Raw genomic sequence first — 22,335 nt, 5'->3', positions numbered from 1 at the left:
GGACCCCGCGAGCCCGGCAAGGTCCGAAAGAGAGGGCCTAGACGTCCAGCTTGGTGTCCCGGCCGACCTTCTCCCAGGCGGCCAGATCGGCGCGGACCTGGTCGAGGTGCTGGTGGATCGTGTCGATGGAGTCGTCGCCGAGCGCGAGGCGGAGCGGCTTCTCGTCGGCGTTCAGGGCGGCCAGGACGGCGGCGGCGGCCTTGGCCGGGTCGCCCTCCTGGGTGCCGCCGCCGGTCTCGACGAAGCCGCGGGTGGTGCCGACGGTGTCGGCATAGTCGGCGATGGTGCCCTCGCTGAGGCTGTGGTTGCCGAACAGGCCGGTGCGGAAGGCGCCGGGCTCGACGATGAGGACGTGGATGCCGAGCGGGTTCACCTCGGCGGCCAGCGCCTCCGACATGCCCTCCAGGGCGAACTTCGTCGCGCTGTACGCGCCGAAGCCGGCCATCGACATCTGGCCGCCGACGCTGCTGAGCTGGACGATCGCGCCCGAGCGGCGGGCCCGCATGTGGGGCAGGACGGCGCGGGTCAGCGCGGCCGGGCCGAAGACGTGCACGTCGAAGAGCGAGCGCAGGGCGGCGTCGTCGGTCTCCTCGACCGAGCCGACGTGCGTGCGGCCCGCGTTGTTGACCAGGACGTCGATGCGGCCGTGGCGCTCGGCGATCCCGGCGACCACCCGGTCGACGGCCGCGTGGTCGGTGACGTCCAGGGTGACCGCCTCGACCTGGTCGGGGTGGGCGGCGACCAGCTCGTCCAGGGAGCCGGCGCGGCGGGCGGCGGCGACCACGACATCGCCGGCGGCGACCGCGGCCTCGGTGAAGGCACGTCCGAAGCCGCTGTTCGCCCCGGTGATCAGCCAGACCTTGCTCATGTTCTCGGGTTCCCCTCGTTGATTGTGCAACCAGCGTGCACCGGAAGGGAGTTGTCCGTCCAAGATCCGTCGTGATAGCCCATGGGCATGACCACCACGGATGTGCACGGACGGGATCTGCGGTACTTCCTGGCGGTCGCGGAGGAGCTCCACTTCACCCGCGCCGCCGAGCGCCTCTACGTCTCGCAGCCCGCGCTCAGCAAGCAGATCCGCGCCCTGGAACGGCAGCTCGGCGCCCCGCTCTTCGACCGGAACCGGCAGGGGGTGCGGCTCACCGCCGTCGGCGCCGCCCTGCTGCCGCACGCCCGGGCGGTGCTCGCCGCCTGGGCGGAGGCCGACGGGGCCGTACGGGCGGCCCGGGCCGCGGCCGGAGCCACCCTGGTCGTGGGGATGAGCACCAGCCCGGGGCGGGGCGGGCTGCTCCCCGCGATCCGCTCCCGCTTCACCGAGGCCCATCCGGCGGCTCGGACGCGGCTTCGGCAGGTCGGCTGGGAGGATCCCACGGCCGGGCTCGCGGACGGCGGCAGCGACGTCGCGTTCGTGTGGCTGCCGCTGACCGGGGCGGAACGCTTCCGCTGGGTCGTCGTCGCCACCGAGCCCCGGCTCGTCGCCCTGCCCGCCTCTCATCCGCTGACGGCCCGGGAGAGCCTCGACTTCGCCGAACTGCTCGACGAACCCTTCCTCGCCCTGCCCGACACCGGGCCCGAACTGCGCGACTACTGGCTGGCGGTGGACGCCCGCGGCGGGCGTCCACCGGTCGTCGGCGCCGAGATCGCCAGTGCCGACGAGACGTACGAGGCGCTGGTCGGCGGCCTCGGCATCTGCCTCGTCGCCACGGGCAATGCCCCGCTCCTGACCCGCGACGGCGTCGTCACCCGCCCCGTCCGCGGGGTCAGCCCCAGCCGCTTCGTCCTCGCCTGGCGCGCGGACGACACCCGCGAGCTGGTGCAGGGCTACGCGAGGGCGGCGGCGGCCGTGGCTCCGGACAGGACCTAGGAGCGGTCTCTAGTTCTTGTGGAACTCGCCCGGCTCGGCGTCCGCCATCGGATAGACCAGGAGCCGGTCCTCGCCCTTGTAGCGGACGATGTCGAGGTAGCTCGCCATGCCGGCGGTGGCGGCGCACTCGGCGTCCGAGCCCGGTTCGGCGGTCTGCGGACCGACGACCAGCGGGGTGCCCGAGCCGGCGAGGAGGGCCGTGAAGGTGCAGTGGACCGACTCGGAGGTGGGGTTCCCCTCCGCGTCGGTGCGCGGATAGCCCTGCTCGTAGCGGAAGACGGCGGAGCCGATCGGACCCTGGGTGAGCGTCACCTCGTCGGTGTAGCGGTCGACGTTCTTCCCGAAGAGTTCCGGGTCGTTCCGCATCCGCCAGCTGCCGAGGAACTTCACCGGCAGGGCCTCCGAGCCGGTCCGCCCCTTGCGGAAGGTGGCCTTCGCGGCGCCGGAGGTCCACACCAGGACCTCGGGGGAGCGCAGAGTGAGGGTCTGCCGGGCGGAGGGCGTGCAGCGCTGGGCGGGCACGCTGGCGGTGACGTCGGACTCGCCGAGGACCACCTTGTCCTCGTCCGCCGAGACGAGCCGGGAGCGGCCCATGCACAGGCGCTCGTCGGTGACGTGGACGTAGACGGCGGCCTTGCTGCCGGCGGCGCCCTGGGTGATCTCGAGCCGGAGGGTCTCGCGGGGGTGGCTGGCGGAGCCCTGCAGGACGCCTTCCCAGGCACCCAGGAAGGTGGCCGGGACGATCCCGGAGGGCCGGCCGGCGGGCGTGCCGGTGCCGCCGCGGGCCTTGTTCCTGTGCCCGTCGGCTCCGGAGGCGGTGCCCGCGCCGGGCCAGTAGGTGTAGGCGAGGGCCCCGGCGGCCGCGACGACGAGCGCGGTCACGGCGGCGACCAGCGGGCCGCGCCGGCGACGCCGGGGCGCCGCGGTGCCTCCGGGCGGCAGCGGGGTCGCGGGGGTGGGGTCGCCCGACTCGGCGGCCGCGCTGCCCTCGGCCTCCAGGACCTTGGCGGCGTGCCGGCCGAGCCGGACCAGGACCTCGGCGGGCAGCCAGGGGTCCGTGACCTGGAGGGTGTCGACGAGCTCGGTGGCCGAGGGGCGCCCCGTGGGGTCCTTGGCGAGGCAGGCCCGGATCAGCCCGGTGAGTTCGGGCGCGAGCCCGGTGAGGTCGGGCTCCTCGTTGGCGATGCGGAACATGGTGGCGTGCACGCCGCTGTCGGAAGAGCCGAACGGGGAGCGCCCGGTCGCCGCGTAGACCAGGACGGACCCCAGGCAGAAGATGTCCGAGGCGGGGGTGACCCGCTCGCCGCGCACCTGCTCGGGAGACATGAAGCCGGGTGAGCCGACGACGGCGCCGGTGCTGGTCAGGCCCCCGTCGGTGACGGTGTCCAGGGCGCGGGCGATGCCGAAGTCGATGATCTGCGGCCCGTCCACGGTGAGCAGGACGTTGCCCGGCTTCAGGTCGCGGTGGACCAGCCCGGCGGCATGGATGTGGGTGAGGGCGCGCGCGAGGCCGGAGGCGAGGGTGCGGACGCTGGCGGGCGGCAGCGGCCCGTGTTCCTCGTTGACGACGGTGCGCAGCGAGGGGCCGGGCACGTAACCGACGGCGACCCAGGGGAGGTCGGCCTCGGTGTCGGCACCGAGCACGGGCGCGGTGCCGGTGCCGCCGACGCGCTCCAGGGCGGAGACCTCGCGGGCGAAGCGGCGCCGGAACTCGTCCTGGGCGGCCAGCTCCGGGTGCACGACCTTCACCGCGACGGCGCGTCCGCCCGCCGAACGTGCCAGGTACACCCGGCCCATGCCGCCCGTGCCGAGCCGCCCGAGCAGCCGGAACGGTCCTATGGCGACCGGGTCTTCCGCGTTCAAGGGATCCACGTCGAAAGAGGATGCCAGACATGGCGTCCACCAGCCCGCCTCAACCCTCCCCGCGGATCTCGGGTCCCCGGGCGTGGCACAGGGCGCAGATGCCCGTGGGCGCCGAGGACGGCCTGCCCGCCGCCCCGGCCCGGACGGCCGGGGAAGCCGGCGGTGAGCGAGTCGGCGGGCGGCTCGTCCCGGGTGCGGGACTTCGCCTCCCTGGCGGGCGGGATCCCGTATGCCGGCGGCGGAGCCGTCCATCACGCCGCTGCCGCGTCCCTGTTGCCGGGGGTGGCGGGCGTGGGTGTAATGGCCACGAGGGGGCTTCCGCAGGAGGAGATCCCCATGCGTGTCGTCGAAGTCACCGCCTTTGGCGGACCCGAGGTGCTGAGCATGGCCCGGCGCCCCGAACCCGAGGCCGGCCAGATGCCGGGCAAGGTACGCGTACGGCTCAAGGCGGCCGGAATCACCATCGCGGACCTCAGGATCCGCGCCGGTCTGTATGTCGACCAGATGGGTGAGCTGCGCCCTCCCTTCGTCCTCGGTACGGACTTCGCGGGCCGGCTCCTCGACCCGGCGCCCGGCCCCGGCGGCACCCTGCCGGCCGGCACCCGGGTGGCGGGCTTCATTCCCTGGTACGAGGAGCTGAACGGACAGGGCACCTACGCGGAGGTCATCTGGGCCGACCCCGAGTGGTTCGCCCCCCTCCCAGACGACGTGGACTTCACCGCCGCCGCCTCCGTGCCGCTGGCCGCGCTCACCGCCCGCAACGGCATGGAACAGCTGAATCTTCCGCCCGGTGCCACGCTGCTCGTCACCGGTGCCAGCGGTGTGGTCGGCCGCTTCGTGGTCCAGCTCGCCTCGGCGGCCGGGCTGCGGGTGATCGCCGTCTCCTACGAGGGAGACGAGAGCGAGCTGAAGGTCCTCGGCGCCAAGGAGTGCATCACGCGCGGAGAGCCGCTCGACGTGCTCCGCCAGGTCAGGGAGCACGCCCCGGAGGGCGTCGACGGGATCTTCGACGGGGCCCTGCTCGGGACCGTGGCGCTGGCCGTCCTGAAGGACCGCGGCGTCTTCGTCTCCATCGCCCCGGACCGCGTCCCGGCCGCCGAACGCGAGATCCGCGTCGAGTTCGACCGCGCCCGGCCGGACGCGACCCTGCTGAAGGAGATCCTGGAACAGGTGGCGTCCCGGGAGCTCATCACCCGCGTGGCCGACGTCATGCCCCTGGAGGAGGCCGCCGAGGCACACCGGCGCGCGGAGTCGGGCCACCGGCCCGGGCGGGTCGTCCTGATGATCTGAGCCGACCCCGGGGTGACGCCGACGGCGCCCCCGGGGTGACGCCGACGGCGCCCCGGGATCGGGCGGACCGGAGCCTGACGCGCGCGTGCAGGCTCCGGTCGGAGGGGCTACTCGGCGTAGAAGCCCTGCACGTCGGCGATGAGGTCGACCGTGCCGCCGTGGTTGTAGAAGGTGACCTTGCCGTCCTTGACGGGCACCACCACCAGGTTGGAGACCGTCGCCCCGGCAGGCACGTTCAGGTTGGACGCGCTGCTGCGGGTCGTGCCGTACGGGTAGGCCGTGACGTAGGTGCCCGCCGTGGTGTTGGTGGCGGTCACGTTGAGCACGACGGCCGTGGCGCCCGTCGCGGGTATCCCGGCCTTGCCGCCGACCGCCAGGGTGACCGTCTTGCCGGCGCCGACCTTGGCCTTGGCGACACCGGTGCCGTAGCGGGTGTCCATCAGGCGTGCGCCGTAGGGGAGTTCGCTGTACAGCGAGCCGGTGCGGGCCTTGGTGTAGTAACCGGCCACGTCGGCGATCAGGTCGACCGTGCCCGCGTGGTTGTACAGGTCGACGCCGCCGTCCTTGACGGGGACGACCACCAGGTTCGAACGGGTCTCGCCCGCCTGCGGGTTGAGGTGCGAGCCGACCACCGGGCCGCCCTGGGGGACGGCCGTGACGAAGGTGCCGCCGGTGACGTTGGTGGCCGTCACGTTGAGGACGACCGCCGTGACGTCGGCGCCGCCCACGGCGGTGCCGCCGAAGGTGACGTGCGCCCGGGTGCCGCCCTTGACCTTGGCCTTGGGGCCGCCGAGGCCGCTGCGGGTGTCGAGGGCCCGCCACGGGGCCATCGGCCGGTACAGCGAGTCGTCCTCACCGATCTTGTTCACGCCGGCGACGTCGGCGATGAGGTCGACCGTGCCCGCGTGGTTGTAGAAGGTGACCTTGCCCTCGTTGACGGGGGCGATGATCAGGTTGGACACCGTCTTCCCGGCGGGCACGTTGAGATTCGAGCCGGCGGAGCGGTCGGCGTCGGCGCCGTAGGCGGAGACGAAGGTGCCGGCGCTCGCGTTGGTCGCGGTGACGTGCAGCGCCACGGACCGGTTCCAGGCCGTCCCGATGCCCGGCACGCCCGAGACGTCGAGGGTGACGGTGCCCTTGGCGCCGAGCTTGCCCTTGGCGACACCCGTGCCGTTGCGGGTGTCGAGGACACGCTGCGGCGGCAGGTTCGTGAACGAGGTGTGCGCGGGGGACGCGCCGCGGCGCAGCAGGGCGCTGCCGGAGACCGTGGTCTCGGCGCCCGTGGGGCCGTCGGGCCGGGCGGTCAGCGTCCAGGTGTACTCGCCGTTCGGCATCAGCGTGCCGGCCTTGTCCCGGCCGTTCCAAGCCGGACGCAGCCAGCGGCCGTCCGTGCCGGAGGCCAGCTCGCTGACCTTGCCGGTGGTGTGGTGGCGGGCCGTCAGGGTCCAGGACCGCAGAGGCCGGGACGGGGTCAGCGAGGTGAGGAGGGTCGGGCGGTCTTCCGCGAAGCCGTCGACCACCGGGGACGGGGTGTCCTCGCGGGTGAGCAGGACCAGCGGCTGCGGCGCGATGCCGCTGGGCACGACGTGGACCTGTTCCTTGGCGTCGGCGTAGGCGAGGTGCCCGCCGAACCGGTCGACGGTCCAGCGCACGCGTCGCTGGGAGACGCCCGTGTCGGGCAGGTCGCCGACGACACGGCTGACGGCCGGCTTGCCGGTGTCGGTGCCGGTCAGGACGAGCTTGCCGGCGGTCTTGTCATGGGTGACGACGTAACCGTCGCCGAGCAGCGCCTCGTCCGAGGGGACGGTGCCGGACTTCTCGGCCGTGCGGTCGTAGACCCCGGCGGGGCCGTTCGCGCCGCAGGACCAGTAGATCCAGCGCCCGGCGGCCTGGAGCTCCTGGGGTACGCAGTCAGCGCCCGTGTTCAGCGTCTCGACGGTGGCGCCGGTCTTCAGGTCCTTCGCGGAGACCGCGCCCTTCCCTCCGTCGGCGCTCCACAGCCAGGAGCCCCACAGGGCGGCCGCGACGGGCGTGCGCTCCTCCAGGACCTTGCCGACCTCGACGCCGGGGGCGAGGGCGACGATCCGCTGCTTCGGGGTGTTGCCGCCGGAGTCGACGACCAGGTACGAGCCGTTGACGTCCCGGATCCGGGCGCCGGCGCCCACCCAGGTGCCGATGAAGTCGGTGCGCTTCCCGCTGGTGAAGTAGAGGTAGCCGCCCTGACGGGTCACGAAGCGGCCGTCTCCGGTGGCCCAGTACTCGCCGCACGGGGCGTCGTCCTCCGGGCAGGGCTGGACGGGCGTCGAACCGGGGGTCCGGGCGCCGTAGCCGAGGGGGTCGCCGGTGGACAGGTCGCGGCGCCACTCCTTGCTGTTGCCGGCGCCGTCGTCGCTCCTGTCGACGACCGACAGCTCTCCCTGGGCGAGGGTGAGCCGCTCCACGGCCGCGGTGGTGCCGGCGTTCTCCTTGACGGCCGGCGGGATCACCAGCTCCTGCGGTGCCTCCCCGTCCGCCGCGGCCGGTGCCGCGAGCGGGATCAACGTGCCCGCGGTGACCGCGAGCGAGAGCGCGGCGATGGAAGCCCCCCGCGCGAGGGCATGACGAACCACCTGGTTCCCTCCCCGATTTCCCCCGGGCTGCCCCGGGTCCCCGTGTTGCTTTCTCGCCTGCCCGTCCCCCGTCGCAGGCCGAAAGGGAGCGTAACAGTGTGATCGTCGTGACGTCCCCCGTATTCGAACCGGTTCAAGAGCTCGCCGTCAGCGCCGCGAACTCCGCGTTCGCCCGCTCGGTGACCAGCGCCAGCACGCGTCCGGCGGCCGCGAGGTCCTCGGGGGGTATGCCGCCCCAGACCCGGGCCGAGAGCGGGGCGGTCGCCGCGGCGAGCGTGGCGAGCAGCTCGCGGCCCCCGTCCGTGGGGCGCAGGTGTGCGCCGTCCTTGGCGAGCAATTCCCTGGCCTGCAGCTCGTCGAGCGTGGCGCGGATGTCGGCCGGGTCGGCCTTCAGGGAGCCCCGGACCTGGGCGACCAGCGCCTCCGGCGTCTGAGGTGCCTCGGCGGTGACGGCGGCGCGCAGCGCGATCTGCTGCTGGAACGTGGTGCCGTGCTGCGCCAGGACCAGCTCCAGGACGCCGCGGGCCGCGTAGTGCGCGAGACCGAGGGAGCGCGCGTCGGCGAGCGGAGCGGTGGAGGCGGCAGCCGTGGGAGCGGCAGCCGTGCGGGCGGTCGTGGTGGTGTTCGCGGACATGCTCGTTCACTCCTCTAACGTTCGAGTCACTAACGTTTGTCGCACGAACGACATTAGATCGTTCGCCCCACTAACGCAAGGGGTAATCTGCACGCCATGACCGAGACCCCCCAGGGCGCCGAGACGGACGAGGTGCAGCCCCCCGACCGGCTCCGCGGCCTCCCCAGCCGCCTCCTCGCCATGACCGCGGCGCGGGCCGACCGCGTGGTGAGCGAGCGGCTGGCCGCCGAGGACGCCCGCAAGTGGCACTACGCGGTGCTCGCCTCGCTCGACGAGCACGGTCCGGCGAGCCAGGCCGACGTCAGTCGCCGCACCGGCATCTACCGCAGCGACCTCGTCGCCGTCCTCAACGAGCTGGAGGAACGGGGGCATGTGGCCCGCACCCCCGACCCCGCCGACCGCCGCCGCAACGTCGTCACCCTCACCGCTCAGGGCCGCCGGCACCTCAAGCGGCTCGACAAGGTCCTCGCGGACGCGCAGGACGACCTGATGGAGCCGCTGTCCGTAGCCGAACGGGCCTTGCTGGTCAGCTTGTTGGAGCGCGTGCTCACCCGCTGAGCGGAGGGGGCAGGTCCGCTTCCGGCTGGTCCAGACCTATTGACAGGTACAGACCAATCGCGCTTCTGTGTTCTTCCCCCCACCGGAAGGACGAGCGCATGCTGCGACGTCTGCTCACTGTCCTCGCCGCGATCTGTACGGTCGCCGGCCTCGCCGTACTCGTGCCCGCCAGCGCGGGCGCGGCCACCGCCTGCGCGACCGCCTGGAACGCCTCCAGCGTCTACACGGGCGGAATGACCGCCTCGCACAACGGTCACAACTGGCAGGCCAAGTGGTGGACCCAGAACGAGACTCCCGGCACGACCGGCGAGTGGGGCGTCTGGGCCGACCAGGGCGCCTGCGCCGGTGGCGGCGGCGGTGGCACGACCCCGCCGCCCACCACCGGATTCGTCGTCTCCGAGGCCCAGTTCAACCAGATGTTCCCGGGCCGGAACCCCTTCTACACCTACGCCGGGCTCACCGCCGCGCTCAGCGCGTACCCCGGATTCGCGAACACCGGCAGCGACACCGTGAAGAGGCAGGAGGCCGCGGCCTTCCTCGCCAACGTCAGCCACGAGACGGGCGGCCTCGTCTACGTCGTCGAGCAGAACACCGCCAACTACCCCCACTACTGCGACGCCACGCAGCCCTACGGCTGCCCCGCCGGCCAGGCCGCGTACTACGGCCGCGGTCCCATCCAGCTCTCCTGGAACTTCAACTACAAGGCCGCCGGTGACGCCCTCGGCATCAACCTCCTCGCCGACCCCTACCGCGTCGAGCGGGACGCGGCCGTCGCGTGGAAGACCGGCCTCTGGTACTGGAACACCCAGAACGGCCCCGGCACCATGACCGCGCACGACGCCATGGTCAACAGCCGCGGCTTCGGCGAGACGATCCGCTCCATCAACGGTTCCCTGGAGTGCAACGGCGGCAACCCCGGCCAGGTGCAGAGCCGGGTCACCAAGTACCAGCAGTTCACCCAGATCCTGGGCGTCCCCACCGGGTCGAACCTGTCCTGCTAGTCGGTCCCGCCGACTGACGCGCGAGGCCCGGGGCGGCCCCACGGCGAACGCCGGGGCCGCCCCGGGCACCTGCGGCTCAGCCGCCCCGGACCTTCGTGCACGATCCGCCGGACCTTCGCGCCGGCTAGGCAACGCGGCGAGCCCTTCGCGCCACGGACGCGGCGAGCCCCTCGCGCCGGCAAGGCAACGCGGCGAGCCCCTCGCGCCGGCAAGGCAACGCGGCGAGCCCCTCGCGCCGGGCGCACCGCCAGCCCCTCGCCTCCCGGACGCGGCGAGGCCCGCGCGACACGCCGGGCGAGCCGGTGTGACATGCCCACGGCCGGTCGTTAGGTTCCGAGTCGATCAACGACCGAAGGTACGGGGGAGCCTGCGGTGGTGCGGTGTCATGCGTGCGTGCGCCCGTGCCGGCCCGGTTCTCCCCGCGCCGTCACCGAAGGAACACCATGACCCTCAGCAGCAAGATCCGCCGACTCGCCGCCGCCGGTGCCGCGACGCTCGCCGTCGCCGCGACCGGCCTCGTCGGCGCCTCCTCCGCCTCGGCGGACGAGATCTACTCCGGCTACACGCTGAAGAACCACGAGACCAACCTGTGCCTGGAGTCCAGCGGCGAGAGCACCACCGCCGGCGCCCGGGTGACCCAGTGGGAGTGCAACGGCGGCCTGCACCAGCTCTGGTACGGCTCCAAGAACGCCTACGGCCAGCCTGTCCTGGTCAACTCGTACAGCGGGCTGTGCCTGGACATCTCCGGCGCCAGCCGGGACCGGGGCGCCCCGCTGATCCTCTGGTACTGCAACAACGGCTGGAACCAGGTCTGGGACGAGCAGGGCCTGGCCTACATCAACCCGACGACCGGTCACGCCGTCGACGTGCCGCAGGGCACCCACGCGTGGGGCACGCAGATCACCGCATGGCCGTACAACGGCAACGACAACCAGCGCTGGGGCTACTACCCCAGCACCGGCTGGTAGTTCGCGGACTCCGTCACTCCGGCATTCTGTCCGGCGCGTCCGGCCCGTCCACGGCCTCCAGCGCCCGGCTGAGCCGGTCGAGGACCCGTACCGTCTCGTCGAAGGCCTCCTGGCCGCCCAGCTCCTGCATGAGCCGGGCGGCCAGTTCCGCGTGGCCCGGGTCGATGCGGCGGACGGCGGCGCGGCCCGTCTCGGTCGGGGCGAGGAGCTTGGCGCGGCGGTGGGCCGGGTTCGGCTCGTAGGCCGCCAGGCCCTCGCGTACGAGGAGGTCGGCGACGCGCTGGACGCTCTGACGGGTGATGCCCATGGCGCGGGCGATGCCGGAGACGGGGAGCGGTTCGGGGAGGACGGCGCCGAGGACCTGCCACCAGGCGGCGGTCAGGCCGGCCGGTTCGGCCAGCTTCTCCGACACGGCGAGGAACTGGCCGTTGAGGCGGAAGACGCTCAGGGCGGTGCGGCTGAGCGCGTCCTGTTGTGCTCGGGTCATCTACGCATCATCGTCCGCGTGGAGCTCGGCGAAGGCCGCCGGGTCCGAGTCGTGGAAGAGGCGGTACCAGGCGTCCCGCTTGCCCTCGTACGCGCCGAGCCGGGCGAAGATCTCGCGCGCGAAGGCCACCGGCTCGGTCGGGCCCGCCGTGATCAGGTCGCCGTCGGTGACCGCGTCCGCCTCTACGTAGTGCTTGCCGCCCGCGTAGCCGGTGGCGTCCAGGTAGAAGGAGGCGGCGCTGGTGTGGCGGCGGCCGTCGAGCAGGCCCTCCCTGGCGAGGCCGGCCGTGGCGCCGCAGATCGCGGCGACCGGGACGCCGGCGTCGAGGAAGGCGCGGGCCTTGGCGGTGAAGGGGGCGAGCTCGTCGCCCTCGTCGTACTTCTCGGCCCCCGGCAGGATCAGCAGCGCGCTGTCCGCCGGGTCCAGGTCGGCCAGGGTGAGGTCGGGGAGGACGCGGATGCCCGCGAGGGTCGTGACGGGCTCCCCGGCGGCCCGGTCGTCCGGGCCGACGGTCCGGACCGTGTAGCCGGCCCTGACGAGCCAGGCGGTGGCGTGGCCCGTCTCCCAGTCGGCGAGGGTGTCGTAGACGGCGAGGTGGACGGTCGTGGGTGCCTCGATCTCGGTCATGACAGCAGACTGTCACCATGACAGCTTGCTGTCAATGTGCGCCCCGGTCGAGGTCACGGTCGAGTCCCTGGGGAGCGCACGGTCGAGCCCCTGGGGCCCACGGTCGAGCCCCTGGGGCCCACGGTCGAGCCCCTGGGGGGCCAACGGTGGATCCCTGGGGGGCGACGGTGGATCCCTGCGGAGCCCACGTTCCAGCCAGCCCTGGGGGCTCACGGTCGAGTCCCTGGTCGAGCCCCCGCCCGAGCCCCCGTCCGAGTCCCTACGGAATCCGTCGCGGAACGCGCTCCCGGCAATCTGTCTCGTCCGTCCCGGTCTCGGTGGACAAGATGGCCATGGCCCGCTCCACCTGCGCTTCCTTACCCTCGGAGCCATGACCCCTCATGTCGTACCCGACCCGCAGGCCGGAGCGGCCGTCAAGGCCGCCGACCGCGCGCACGTGTTCCACTCCTGGTCCGCCCAGGGCCTGATCGACCCGCTCGCCGTCGCCGGCGCCGAGGGTTCGTACTTCTGGGACTACGACGGCAACCGCTACCTCGACTTCACCAGCGGCCTCGTCTACACCAACATCGGCTACCAGCACCCCAAGGTCGTCGCCGCGATCCAGGAGCAGGCCGGAAAGCTCGCCACCTTCGCGCCCGCCTTCGCCGTGGACGTCCGCTCCGAGGCCGCACGCCTCATCGCCGAGCGCACCCCGGGCGACCTGAACAAGATCTTCTTCACCAACGGCGGCGCCGAGGCCGTCGAGAACGCCGTCCGTATGGCCCGCCTGCACACGGGCCGCCACAAGGTGCTCTCGGCCTTCCGCTCGTACCACGGCGCGACCTCCACCGCGATCAACCTGACCGGCGACCCGCGCCGCTGGGCCTCCGACACCGGTTCCGCGGGCGTCGTGCGCTTCTGGGCGCCGTTCCTCTACCGCTCCCCGTTCTACGCGGAGAACGAGCAGCAGGAGTGCGAGCGCGCCCTCGCCCACCTCGAGGACACCATCGCCTTCGAGGGCCCGCAGACCATCGCCGCGATCATCCTGGAGACCGTCCCGGGCACCGCCGGCATCATGACCCCGCCGCCCGGCTACCTCGCCGGCGTCCGCGAGATCTGCGACAGGTACGGCATCGTCTTCGTCCTCGACGAGGTCATGGCCGGCTTCGGCCGCACCGGCAAGTGGTTCGCCGCGGAGCACTTCGACGTCGTGCCCGACCTGATGACCTTCGCCAAGGGCGTCAACTCCGGCTATGTCCCGCTCGGCGGCGTCGCGATCAGCGAGCGGATCGCCGCCACCTTCGAGACCCGCCCCTACCCCGGCGGCCTCACCTACTCCGGGCACCCGCTCGCCTGCGCCGCCGCCGTCGCCACCATCCGGGTGATGGAGGACGAGAAGGTCGTCGAGCACGCCGCCCACCTCGGCGAGAACGTCATCGGCCCCGCCCTGCGCGAGCTCGCCGAGCGCCACCCGTCGGTCGGCGAGGTGCGCGGTCTCGGTGTCTTCTGGGCGCTCGACCTGGTCAGGAACAAGGAGACCCGCGAGCCGCTCGTGCCGTACAACGCGGCCGGCGAGGCCAACGCGCCGATGGCCGCCTTCGGCGCCGCGGCGAAGAAGAACGGCGTGTGGCCCTTCGTCAACATGAACCGAACGCACGTCGTCCCCGCCTGCAACGTCTCCGAGGCGGAGCTCAAGGAGGGTCTCGCGGCCCTCGACGCGGCGCTCTCGGTCGCGGACGAGCACACGGTCTGAGGCCTCCGGCCTCACGCTGCGTGACCTGATCGGCCCTCTCCGCGGTCTGGACTAGGGTGTCCGGGAGCCGGACGGAGGGGGCCGACCACTATGCCCGCGAGCGGAGCTGTCACCCGCAACACCCTGCGGCAGCAGATCGCGGACGCGCTGCGTGACGAGGTCCTCGCGGGGCGTCTCCAGCCCGGTGAGGAATTCACCGTCAAGCAGATCGCCGAGCAGTACGGCGTGTCCGCGACGCCGGTGCGCGAGGCCCTCGTCGACCTGTGCGCGCAGGGGCTGCTCGACTCCGACCAGCACCGCGGCTTCCGCGTGCACGAGTTCTCGGTGGACGACTACCGGGGCATGGTCGAGGCCCGCATGCTCGTCGTCGACGGCATCTTCCGCCGTGACGCCCGGCACCCCCGGCCCGGCGAACCCGACCTCTCCTACGGGGTCGCGCTGGTGTCGATACGCCGCCGGGGCGAGGCGGCCGCCCGCGCCGCCCGGGCCGGCGACCTGGACGTCCTCATCGGCTACGACATCCGTTACTGGCGCGAGCTGGGCCGGCTGGTCTCCTCGAACGACCACATCGCCGACTTCCTGCACCGGCTGCGCGTCCAGGCCTGGGTCTTCTCCGTGCCGTACCTGCGCTCCGACCGCGATCTGGTGGGCTGGCTGTGGAGCGGGCACGTCGAGCTGGTGGACGCGATCACCCGCGGCGACGCCGAGGGTGCCGTCGCGGTCGTACGTGACTACAACGCGCGCTCGCTGGAGTGGGCGGACCGGCTGGACCGGCGTTCCGGCCGGACGGGTTGAGGACGCTCTTCCAGGGGCAGGCACCCAGCGGGTGTGCGTGGCGTGAAGGCCCGACTACCCTGGCCGTCCCTGCACCCGACCCCGCAACTGACGGAGAGCGAGCCTCCCTTGGCCTGTGACCTGTGGCTGGTCCCCCTCGTCGACGTGCTGTGCCACAGCCCCGACAACCCCTTCGCCGAAGAGATCGCCGTCTACGACCACGCCCTGACCGCGGCCGGCCTGCCCACCGTGCCCGTCTACGCGTACATGCCGGGACTCTCCGGGGACGTCGCCCCGGTCGCCGGGTTCGACTACGAGGCCCTGCACTTCCTGCGCCGCGCCTACCTGCTCCAGATGTGCGGGCTGCCCGTCGAACCGGTCGGTGAGCTCGGCGGTGACTACGAGCAGCTCCTGGAGATGTTCGAGGCGACCGCGCAGCAGTCCCACCTGGTGTGGCACTACGACCACGCCGGTGCCTACGTGCCGGTCGACTTCCCCGTCCCCCTGTCCAACGACCAGCTCCTGGAGGGCGGCGGCCCGCTCGGCTCCTCGCAGGGGCTGCTGCGCGAGCTGGAGTTCGTCGCGCCCGCGATCGGCATCGACCCGGCCAACCCGCCGGCGGCGCCGCGGCCCCCGGAGCGGCCCACCGCCCTGGACGAGCCCGCGGCCCCCGTCGCGTACCAGGACGACAGCCCCTTCGCGCGGGAGCGGCACGTGTGGCTCGGGCTGCACGCGGCGGCGACCCGGAGCCTCGGGCAGGGCTCCATGATCATCCTCAGCTGACGCGTCGCCCCCCTCCCGTACGGGTACGGATCCGGCCAGGGGCCCGCCGTACCCGTACGGGCCCACCCTTACGGGCGCCCACCCGTACGGGCCTCAGCGCGGCTCCGGCGGCCGCTGGCGCGGCATGTTCGGGCGGGTGCCCGGCGGCAGGGGGAAACGGCCGGAGGGTTGGCCGCTCTCCGGGCGGACCGGGGTCGTGCCGACCGACTGCAGGGCCAGCGGCGCCGGGCCCGAGCGGAACTCGACCATCCAGTCCGCCGTCTCGGCCCGCACCAGCTCCGTCACGTCCTCCGAGAAGCGGCGCAGCACTCCCAGACAGCGCTCGGCGGCCTCGCTGGCCGTGCCCTCGGTGGGGCCCAGGACCTCGCGCACGCTCTCCGAGGCCCAGTCGAACTGGAGCGCCTGCAGCCGCCGCTGCACGGCCTGCGCGGTGGCCACGTCCCTTATCCAGCCCGAGGTCAGGCCGAAGTAGCGGTCGCAGGCCAGGCAGGCCGCGCCGAGCAGCAGGGACACGTAGCCCCAGCCGGCCGTCCCGTCGGCGGCGCCGGTCAGGTCGAGCAGGGGCAGCGCGGCACCGGCGATCACCCCCAGGGCCGTGCCGACGCGCAGCGCGCGGGCGCAGCGGCGCTTCCGGACGCGGTCGGAGAGATACCACTCGGCGGTGCGCAGCGCGTTGGACTCGACCCAGCGGTAGAGCTCGTCGAGGCGTTCGGCGGGCTCGCCCCAGTCGCCCAGCGGGAAGGGCGATCCGGTCAGGTCGCGGTGCGGGGCCGGGCCCTCGGGCCTGCCCGGTCCTTCGGGATTCCCCGGCTGCGGCTGCATGTCCGGCTGCTGGCTCACCGGGGAACTCCTCTGTTCAGCTCAGCGCTCGTGTCCTTCTGTGACGTGCGGTGCACGTGGTGCCTGCCCTTCCTACCGCCGAATGGTGGGCTGTGGGCCCGGAATCCCGGGATTTCCGCCCGCAAGAGGGTGTTGATCAGGTAGAGGAGCCCGCAGTTTCTCACTCGAAAGTGTTGTGGCGGCACCCCGCTCGGGGACCACGTAGGCTCGGCTTACCGACATCCGCATCCGCGTACGCAGACCAGCAGGAGTGAGTGACCGTGATCCCCGGTGGTGGCCAGCCCAACATGCAGCAGCTCCTCCAGCAGGCGCAGAAGATGCAGCAGGACCTCGCCCGTGCCCAGGAGGAGCTCGCGCGGACCGAGGTCGACGGGCAGGCGGGCGGCGGCCTGGTGAAGGCGACCGTGACCGGTTCCGGCGAGCTGCGCGGCCTGGTGATCGACCCGAAGGCGGTCGACCCGGAGGACACCGAGACGCTCGCGGACCTGATCGTGGCGGCCGTGCAGGCCGCCAACGACAACGCTCAGGCGCTCCAGCAGGCCAAGCTGGGTCCGCTGGCGCAGGGCCTGGGCGGCATGCCGGGCCTGGGCTTCTGATCCGGACAGCTTTCCCGTACACCTTCTGCGGCTGGTTTCCAGCCACTACCGTAAGAATCAAGCACTCCCGAGAAGGGCGTTCCGTTGTACGAAGGCGTGGTTCAGGACCTCATCGACGAACTGGGCAGGCTGCCCGGCGTCGGTCCCAAGAGCGCGCAGCGGATCGCCTTCCACATCCTCCAGGCCGAGCCCACCGACGTGCGGCGGCTCGCCCAGGCGCTCCTGGAGGTCAAGGAGAAGGTCCGGTTCTGCGCGATCTGCGGCAACGTGGCCCAGCAGGAGCAGTGCAACATCTGCCGTGACCCGCGCCGGGACCTGACGGTCATCTGTGTGGTGGAGGAGCCCAAGGACGTCGTCGCCATCGAGCGGACCCGAGAGTTCCGCGGGCGCTATCACGTGCTCGGCGGCGCCATCAGCCCGATCGAGGGCGTCGGGCCGGACGACCTGCGGATCCGCGAGCTGCTCGCGCGCCTCGCGGACGGCACCGTCACGGAGCTGATCCTGGCCACCGACCCGAACCTGGAGGGCGAGGCCACCGCGACGTACCTGGCGCGGATGATCAAGCCCATGGGCCTGAAGGTGACCCGCCTCGCCAGCGGTCTGCCCGTCGGCGGCGACCTGGAGTACGCCGACGAGGTCACCCTGGGGCGTGCCTTCGAGGGGCGGCGGCTGCTAGATGTATGACGACCGGGTCCGTGCGCACGACGGCGCACTCTCAGGGAGGCTCCTCGATGTCTGACGCCACGCTGCACTCCATCACGCAGGACCCGGACGACTTCGCCGTCCAGATCGCGGACTCGATCGAGAGCTTCATCGTCGCGACGACCGAGGTCGCCAAGGGCGACGAGCCCGACAGCGCGGTGCCGTTCCTGCTCCTGGAGGTCTCCCAGCTGCTGCTCGCGGGCGGCCGGCTCGGCGCGCACGAGGACATCGTCCCGGACGAGCGCTACGAGCCCGACGCGGGCCCCGACATGGACGTGGACGACCTGCGCGAGCGCTTCGCGGTCATGCTGGAGCCGGTGGACGTCTTCTCCGAGGTCTTCGACCCGTACGAGCCGCGCAAGGCGCCCGTGCCGGCGCGGATCTCCGACAACCTCGCCGACATCGTCCTCGACCTGCGGCACGGCCTCGCCCACTACCGGAGCGGCCGGACCAGCGAGGCACTGTGGTGGTGGCAGTTCTCGTACTTCACGAACTGGGGCCCCACCGCCTCCGCCACCCTGCGCGCCCTGCAGTCGCTGGTCGCCCATGTGCGCCTCGACCAGCCGCTCGCCGCGCTCGACGGGCTCGACACGGACGAGGACCTCACGGAGGACGACCTCGCGGAGGAGGCGGGCCGCGTGATGGCGGCGGAGCTGGGCGGCCTCGGCCGGCCGAAGGGCTGACGGCCGGGGGCCGCTCGACGGCTGGGGCCGCTCGCGGCCCCAGCCCGCGGCCCGACTCCGGCCGCTGCTCGCGGAGGCGGTTCCAGCGCCTTGGGCCTCCCTGCGAACCTGCGGGCGGTCCCGTGCCGGCCGCCGGCTGTGGGGCCGACGGAGCCGCTCCCCGGCGGGCCCCGGCCACTCGTCCGTTGTTTCCCGGCTGCAGTCGGCCCCTCCGGCCGTTCTCGGCCGGTACCCGGCCCCCTGCAGCCGTTCTCGGCCGGCCCCGGCCCCCTCCCTACAGCCGCCCCGCCTCCACGATGCGGCTCAGGAAGCGGCGGGTGCGCTCGTGCGCGGGGGCGCCGAAGACCTCGTCCGGCGTGCCGCGCTCCAGGACGACACCGTTCTCCAGGAAGCAGACCTGGTCGGCGACCTCCCGGGCGAAGCCCATCTCATGGGTGGCGATGACCATCGTCATGCCCTCCTCCTTGAGGTCCCGCACCACGTTCAGGACCTCGCCGACCAGCTCCGGGTCGAGCGCCGCCGTCACCTCGTCGAGGAGCAGCAGCCGCGGGCGGCTCGCGAGCGCCCGGGCGATCGCCACGCGCTGCTGCTGGCCGCCGCTGAGCCGGTCCGGGTACTCGCCCGCCTTGTCGCCGAGCCCGAGCCTGCCGAGCAGCTCGCGGGCCCGCTCCTCGGCCTCCCGGCGCTCGGTCCGGTGGACGCGGCGCGGGGCGAGGGTGATGTTGTCGAGCACGCTCATGTGCGGGAAGAGGTTGTACGCCTGGAAGACGACGCCGATCCGGCGCCGGACGGCGTCGGCGTCGACGCGCGGGTCGGTGATCTCCTCGGCGTCGAGGAAGATCGCGCCGTCGTCGATCTCCTCCAGCAGGTTGGAGCAGCGCAGCAGGGTCGACTTGCCGGAGCCGGAGGCGCCGATGAGGACGGTGACCGTGTGCTGCGGGACCGCGAGGTCGACGTCGCGCAGGACGACGGTGGGGCCGTACGTCTTGCGGACGGACTCCAGGCGGAGGACCGGGGTCCCGGTCATACCGTGCCTCCCTGCGACTGGCGCCGGTTCATCCGGGCCGTGACCCAGTCGGTGAAGCGGGTCATGGGGATGGTCAGCACGACGAAGACCAGGCCCGCGACGACGTACGGGGTGTAGTTGAAGGTCTTGCTGGCCAGGATCTGCGCCGCGTACACGGCGTCGACGGCGCCCGCGATGGAGACCAGGCCGGTGTCCTTCTGGAGGGAGACCAGGTCGTTGAGGAGCGGCGGCACGACCCGGCGTACGGCCTGCGGGAGCACGACGAAGCGCATGGTCTGGGCGCTCGACAGGCCCAGCGAGCGGGCGGCGGCGCGCTGGCTGGGGTGGACGCTCTCGATGCCGGCGCGGAACACCTCGGCCATGTACGCCGAGTAGGTCAGCACCAGGGCCGCGCCGCCGAGGACCACCGGGTCGGTGGGGACGCCCTGGAGGCGCAGCGCCGGTACGCCGAAGATCACCGCGAGCAGGCAGATGATGAGCGGCAGGCCGCGGAAGAAGTCGACGTACGCGGTGGCCAGGGCGCGCAGCGGGAACAGCGCCGGGCCGCGCAGGGTGCGGGCGACGGCGAGCAGCAGGCCGAGCACGAGCGTGACGGCGCCGCAGATCACGAGCAGGCGCAGGTTGAGCCACAGGCCGTCGAGGACCTGGGGGAGCGCCTGGCGCGCGTACGCGGCGCTGAAGAAGGTCTCCTTCGTGCGCGGCCAGCCGGGAGAGCCGGTGACGACGAAGTAGAGCACCGCCAGGGTGACGGCCGTGCTGAGGGCGGCGACCGCCGTGGCGCGGCGGGTGCGGGAGCGCTTGTAGCGCTCGCGCTCGATCCGCCGCGCGGACGGGGTGTACGCCTCCTCGGGCGCGTCGCCGACCGGCCCTTCGAGCGGGTCCTCCTTCGTGACGGTCACTTGAGCACCGGCGCGCCCGCCGCCTCGGACAGCCACTGCTTCTCGATGGCGGCGAGGGTGCCGTCCTTACGGAGGGCGTCGACGGCCCGGGAGACGCAGGAGGTGAGCGCGGAGCCCTTGTCGAGGACCAGGCCGAACTGCTCCTTGGCGGCACCCGCGGTGTCGAACTGGCCGACCACCTCGGCCTCGGGGACCTCGGCGCCGGTGATGTAGAAGGCGGTGGGCAGGTCCACCACGATCGCGTCGACCTGGCCGTTCTTGAGGGCGGCCTTGGCGAGGTCGTTCTTCTGGAAGACGGCCGGCTGCTGCTCGGGCCTGATCTGCTGGTTGATCACGTCGAGGCTGGTCGTGCCGACCTGCGCGCCGAGCTTGGCGCCCTTCAGGTCGGCGAGGCTCGTCGCCTTGGCGGCCTTGGAGGTCTTGAGGGCGATGACGGCCTGGCGCACGTCGTAGTAGCCGGTGGAGAGGTCCACGGCCTTGCGGCGGTCCTCGCTGATCGACACCTGGTTGATGTCGAAGTCGAAGGTCTTCTCGCCGGGCGCGAAGGCGTTGTTGAAGGCGACCTTCTGCCAGACGACGTCGCCCTCGGCGAAGCCGAGCTTCCGGGCGACGGCGTAGGCGACGGCCGACTCGTAGCCCTTGCCGTTGGCCGGGTCGTCGTCCTGGAACCAGGGGGCGTAGGCGGGCGTGTCGGTGCCGACGGTGAGCTTGCCCTTGGCCTCGGTGGCGAGCGTGCCGGGGGCGCAGGACGCGGGCTTCCCGGCGCCCGAAGCGGCGGCGGACGGGCCGCCGGTGCTCTCGGGCTGCGGTGCGCAGCCGGACGCGGCGAGGGCGACGAGGACGGAGGCCGCTGCCAGGGTGAGGCTGTGACGTGGACGCATGCCCGGAGATTGGCACCCGCAGGGGCGTCTGTCCAGGTCACAAAGGTGGCGTCTCGTATGGCGAAACGTTTGTTGAAGGGACGTGACGGGGGTGTTGCCGGCGGGTCGGGCAAGCGGTGATCACGTTCTGAGCCGCGTATCTCAGCATGCGATATACCGAGGGTGTTTCCGTGTCCCTCGTTAGACTGAGCCGACCGCAGTGCCAGCTGTGGCTAGGACTGAGCGAGGAGCGCACGTGGGCCTTGTCGTGCAGAAGTACGGAGGCTCCTCCGTTGCCGATGCCGAAGGCATCAAGCGCGTCGCCAAGCGGATCGTGGAAGCCAAGAAGAACGGCCACCAGGTGGTCGTCGTGGTCTCCGCGATGGGCGACACGACGGACGAGTTGATCGATCTCGCCGAGCAGGTATCCCCGATGCCGGCCGGGCGTGAGTTCGACATGCTGCTGACCGCCGGAGAGCGGATCTCCATGGCCCTGTTGGCCATGGCGATCAAAAACCTGGGCCACGAGGCCCAGTCGTTCACGGGCAGCCAGGCCGGTGTCATCACCGACTCGGTCCACAACAAAGCGCGCATCATCGATGTCACGCCGGGCCGTATCCGTACGGCGCTGGACGAGGGCAACATCGCCATCGTCGCCGGCTTCCAGGGCGTGTCCGCGGACAAGAAGGACATCACCACCCTGGGCCGCGGCGGCTCCGACACGACCGCCGTCGCCCTGGCCGCCGCGCTCGACGCCGAGGTCTGCGAGATCTACACGGACGTCGACGGCGTGTTCACGGCCGACCCGCGCGTGGTGAAGAAGGCGAAGAAGATCGACTGGATCTCCTTCGAGGACATGCTGGAGCTCGCCGCCTCCGGCTCCAAGGTGCTGCTGCACCGGTGCGTCGAGTACGCACGCCGCTACAACATCCCGATCCACGTCCGCTCCTCCTTCTCGGGGCTGCAGGGCACGTGGGTCAGCAACGAACCGACAGGGGATCTGAAGGTGGAGCAGGCCATCATCTCCGGTGTCGCCCACGACACCTCCGAGGCCAAGATCACGGTCGTCGGCGTGCCGGACAAGCCGGGCGAGGCCGCGGCCATCTTCCGGGCCGTCGCGGACGCCGAGATCAACATCGACATGATCGTGCAGAACGTGTCCGCCGCCTCGACCGGACTCACGGACATCTCCTTCACCCTCCCCAAGGCCGAGGGCCGCAAGGCCATCGACGCCCTGGAGAAGACGAAGCCCGTGATCGGCTTCGACTCGCTCCGCTACGACGACCAGATCGGCAAGATCTCCCTCGTCGGCGCCGGCATGAAGACGAACCCGGGCGTCACCGCGGACTTCTTCAAGGCGCTGTCCGACGCGGGCGTCAACATCGAGCTGATCTCCACCTCGGAGATCCGCATCTCGGTCGTCACCCGCGCCGACGACGTCAACGAGGCCGTGCGCGCCGTCCACACCGCCTTCGGTCTGGACAGCGACTCGGACGAGGCCGTCGTGTACGGCGGCACCGGCCGCTGACCGGGGGACA

Annotated in this window: 22 protein-coding genes; 12 read left to right on the top strand and 10 right to left on the bottom strand. The window is 72.4% G+C overall.

Translation table 11 applies throughout. The features are described from left to right. Window positions 1-37: 37 nt before the first annotated feature. On the bottom strand, window positions 38-868 hold the full coding sequence (locus ACIRQF_RS14185) for an oxidoreductase (RefSeq protein WP_376626823.1): 831 nt from the start codon (window positions 866-868) through the stop codon (window positions 38-40). An 87-nt stretch (window positions 869-955) separates the two neighbouring features. On the opposite strand from ACIRQF_RS14185, the gene ACIRQF_RS14180 reads away from it, so the two are divergent. Then, the gene (locus tag ACIRQF_RS14180) at window positions 956-1,864 is read left to right on the top strand and encodes a LysR substrate-binding domain-containing protein (RefSeq protein WP_382476990.1); all 909 of its coding nucleotides are present in this window, start codon (window positions 956-958) and stop codon (window positions 1,862-1,864) included. A 9-nt stretch (window positions 1,865-1,873) separates the two neighbouring features. Here the strand turns inward: ACIRQF_RS14180 and ACIRQF_RS14175 are convergent, their stop codons facing one another. Then, window positions 1,874-3,736 (bottom strand): serine/threonine-protein kinase, encoded by a 1,863-nt coding sequence (locus ACIRQF_RS14175; protein ID WP_404092082.1) that lies wholly within the window; start codon window positions 3,734-3,736, stop codon window positions 1,874-1,876. Window positions 3,737-4,063: 327 nt separating this feature from the next. Between ACIRQF_RS14175 and ACIRQF_RS14170 the strand changes: the two genes are divergently transcribed. Then, the gene (locus ACIRQF_RS14170) at window positions 4,064-5,017 is read left to right on the top strand and encodes an NADP-dependent oxidoreductase (protein WP_382476995.1); all 954 of its coding nucleotides are present in this window, start codon (window positions 4,064-4,066) and stop codon (window positions 5,015-5,017) included. A gap of 107 nt (window positions 5,018-5,124) precedes the next feature. Here ACIRQF_RS14170 and ACIRQF_RS14165 read toward each other — a convergent pair whose 3' ends face one another. Together ACIRQF_RS14165 and ACIRQF_RS14160 are read right to left on the bottom strand one after the other, a co-directional pair. Next, the gene (locus tag ACIRQF_RS14165; RefSeq protein ID WP_404092078.1) at window positions 5,125-7,626 is read right to left on the bottom strand and encodes a hypothetical protein; all 2,502 of its coding nucleotides are present in this window, start codon (window positions 7,624-7,626) and stop codon (window positions 5,125-5,127) included. Between the two features lie 133 nt (window positions 7,627-7,759). Beyond that, window positions 7,760-8,260, bottom strand: coding sequence for a MarR family transcriptional regulator (locus ACIRQF_RS14160; protein WP_404092076.1), 501 nt, complete (start codon window positions 8,258-8,260; stop codon window positions 7,760-7,762). A gap of 96 nt (window positions 8,261-8,356) precedes the next feature. Between ACIRQF_RS14160 and ACIRQF_RS14155 the strand changes: the two genes are divergently transcribed. From ACIRQF_RS14155 to ACIRQF_RS14145, 3 genes are all read left to right on the top strand, one after another. Continuing rightward, a complete protein-coding gene (locus ACIRQF_RS14155; RefSeq protein ID WP_382477001.1) occupies window positions 8,357-8,818 on the top strand; it encodes a MarR family winged helix-turn-helix transcriptional regulator in 462 nt (153 codons plus the stop codon). Between the two features lie 98 nt (window positions 8,819-8,916). After that, window positions 8,917-9,819 (top strand): glycoside hydrolase family 19 protein, encoded by a 903-nt coding sequence (locus tag ACIRQF_RS14150; protein WP_376626810.1) that lies wholly within the window; start codon window positions 8,917-8,919, stop codon window positions 9,817-9,819. Window positions 9,820-10,262: 443 nt separating this feature from the next. Then, window positions 10,263-10,787, top strand: coding sequence for an RICIN domain-containing protein (locus ACIRQF_RS14145; protein ID WP_376626808.1), 525 nt, complete (start codon window positions 10,263-10,265; stop codon window positions 10,785-10,787). A gap of 13 nt (window positions 10,788-10,800) precedes the next feature. On the opposite strand, the gene ACIRQF_RS14140 is transcribed toward ACIRQF_RS14145, so the two are convergent. Both ACIRQF_RS14140 and ACIRQF_RS14135 read right to left on the bottom strand, forming a co-directional pair. Next, entirely contained in the window at window positions 10,801-11,274 is a 474-nt protein-coding gene (locus ACIRQF_RS14140) for a MarR family winged helix-turn-helix transcriptional regulator (RefSeq protein WP_404092072.1), read from the bottom strand. After that, entirely contained in the window at window positions 11,275-11,901 is a 627-nt protein-coding gene (locus ACIRQF_RS14135; RefSeq protein ID WP_404092069.1) for a DJ-1/PfpI family protein, read from the bottom strand. 370 nt (window positions 11,902-12,271) lie between these two features. On the opposite strand from ACIRQF_RS14135, the gene ACIRQF_RS14130 reads away from it, so the two are divergent. From ACIRQF_RS14130 to ACIRQF_RS14120, 3 genes are all read left to right on the top strand, one after another. Then, a complete protein-coding gene (locus ACIRQF_RS14130; protein ID WP_376626803.1) occupies window positions 12,272-13,633 on the top strand; it encodes an aspartate aminotransferase family protein in 1,362 nt (453 codons plus the stop codon). A 90-nt stretch (window positions 13,634-13,723) separates the two neighbouring features. Further along, a complete protein-coding gene (locus tag ACIRQF_RS14125; RefSeq protein ID WP_376626802.1) occupies window positions 13,724-14,428 on the top strand; it encodes a GntR family transcriptional regulator in 705 nt (234 codons plus the stop codon). A 108-nt stretch (window positions 14,429-14,536) separates the two neighbouring features. Further along, entirely contained in the window at window positions 14,537-15,190 is a 654-nt protein-coding gene (locus tag ACIRQF_RS14120; RefSeq protein WP_382477011.1) for a hypothetical protein, read from the top strand. 93 nt (window positions 15,191-15,283) lie between these two features. Here the strand turns inward: ACIRQF_RS14120 and ACIRQF_RS14115 are convergent, their stop codons facing one another. Continuing rightward, window positions 15,284-16,012 carry an SLATT domain-containing protein gene (locus tag ACIRQF_RS14115; protein ID WP_404092840.1) on the bottom strand — a complete coding sequence of 243 codons (729 nt, stop codon included), beginning with the start codon at window positions 16,010-16,012 and terminating at the stop codon, window positions 15,284-15,286. A gap of 278 nt (window positions 16,013-16,290) precedes the next feature. Between ACIRQF_RS14115 and ACIRQF_RS14110 the strand changes: the two genes are divergently transcribed. The 3 genes from ACIRQF_RS14110 to ACIRQF_RS14100 all read left to right on the top strand — a co-directional run bounded on the left by ACIRQF_RS14110 (window position 16,291) and on the right by ACIRQF_RS14100 (window position 18,011). Further along, window positions 16,291-16,626 carry a YbaB/EbfC family nucleoid-associated protein gene (locus ACIRQF_RS14110; RefSeq protein ID WP_376627612.1) on the top strand — a complete coding sequence of 112 codons (336 nt, stop codon included), beginning with the start codon at window positions 16,291-16,293 and terminating at the stop codon, window positions 16,624-16,626. Window positions 16,627-16,710: 84 nt separating this feature from the next. After that, a complete protein-coding gene (recR, locus tag ACIRQF_RS14105) occupies window positions 16,711-17,310 on the top strand; it encodes a recombination mediator RecR (protein WP_376626798.1) in 600 nt (199 codons plus the stop codon). Window positions 17,311-17,357: 47 nt separating this feature from the next. Continuing rightward, window positions 17,358-18,011 (top strand): DUF5063 domain-containing protein, encoded by a 654-nt coding sequence (locus tag ACIRQF_RS14100; protein WP_376626796.1) that lies wholly within the window; start codon window positions 17,358-17,360, stop codon window positions 18,009-18,011. 274 nt (window positions 18,012-18,285) lie between these two features. Here ACIRQF_RS14100 and ACIRQF_RS14095 read toward each other — a convergent pair whose 3' ends face one another. From ACIRQF_RS14095 to ACIRQF_RS14085, 3 genes are read right to left on the bottom strand one after another with little or no spacing between them, the layout of a single operon-like run. Further along, window positions 18,286-19,038 (bottom strand): amino acid ABC transporter ATP-binding protein, encoded by a 753-nt coding sequence (locus tag ACIRQF_RS14095; protein WP_403518960.1) that lies wholly within the window; start codon window positions 19,036-19,038, stop codon window positions 18,286-18,288. Then, window positions 19,035-19,937, bottom strand: a complete 903-nt coding sequence (locus ACIRQF_RS14090) for an amino acid ABC transporter permease (RefSeq protein ID WP_404092062.1) — start codon at window positions 19,935-19,937, stop codon at window positions 19,035-19,037. Before ACIRQF_RS14090 ends, ACIRQF_RS14095 begins: the two co-directional genes overlap by 4 nt. Further along, window positions 19,934-20,818 (bottom strand): ABC transporter substrate-binding protein, encoded by an 885-nt coding sequence (locus ACIRQF_RS14085; RefSeq protein WP_404092060.1) that lies wholly within the window; start codon window positions 20,816-20,818, stop codon window positions 19,934-19,936. Before ACIRQF_RS14085 ends, ACIRQF_RS14090 begins: the two co-directional genes overlap by 4 nt. Before the next feature lie 235 nt (window positions 20,819-21,053). Here ACIRQF_RS14085 and ACIRQF_RS14080 point away from each other — a divergent pair, with 235 nt between their 5' ends. Further along, window positions 21,054-22,325, top strand: a complete 1,272-nt coding sequence (locus ACIRQF_RS14080) for an aspartate kinase (RefSeq protein WP_376626790.1) — start codon at window positions 21,054-21,056, stop codon at window positions 22,323-22,325. Window positions 22,326-22,335 lie beyond the last annotated feature (10 nt).

Origin of the sequence: Streptomyces sp. NPDC101191 (genome assembly GCF_044767915.1) — a bacterium.
In the GTDB taxonomy this organism is placed as follows: Bacteria; Actinomycetota; Actinomycetes; order Streptomycetales; family Streptomycetaceae; genus Streptomyces.
This window is presented reverse-complemented; position numbering and strand designations above follow the sequence as displayed.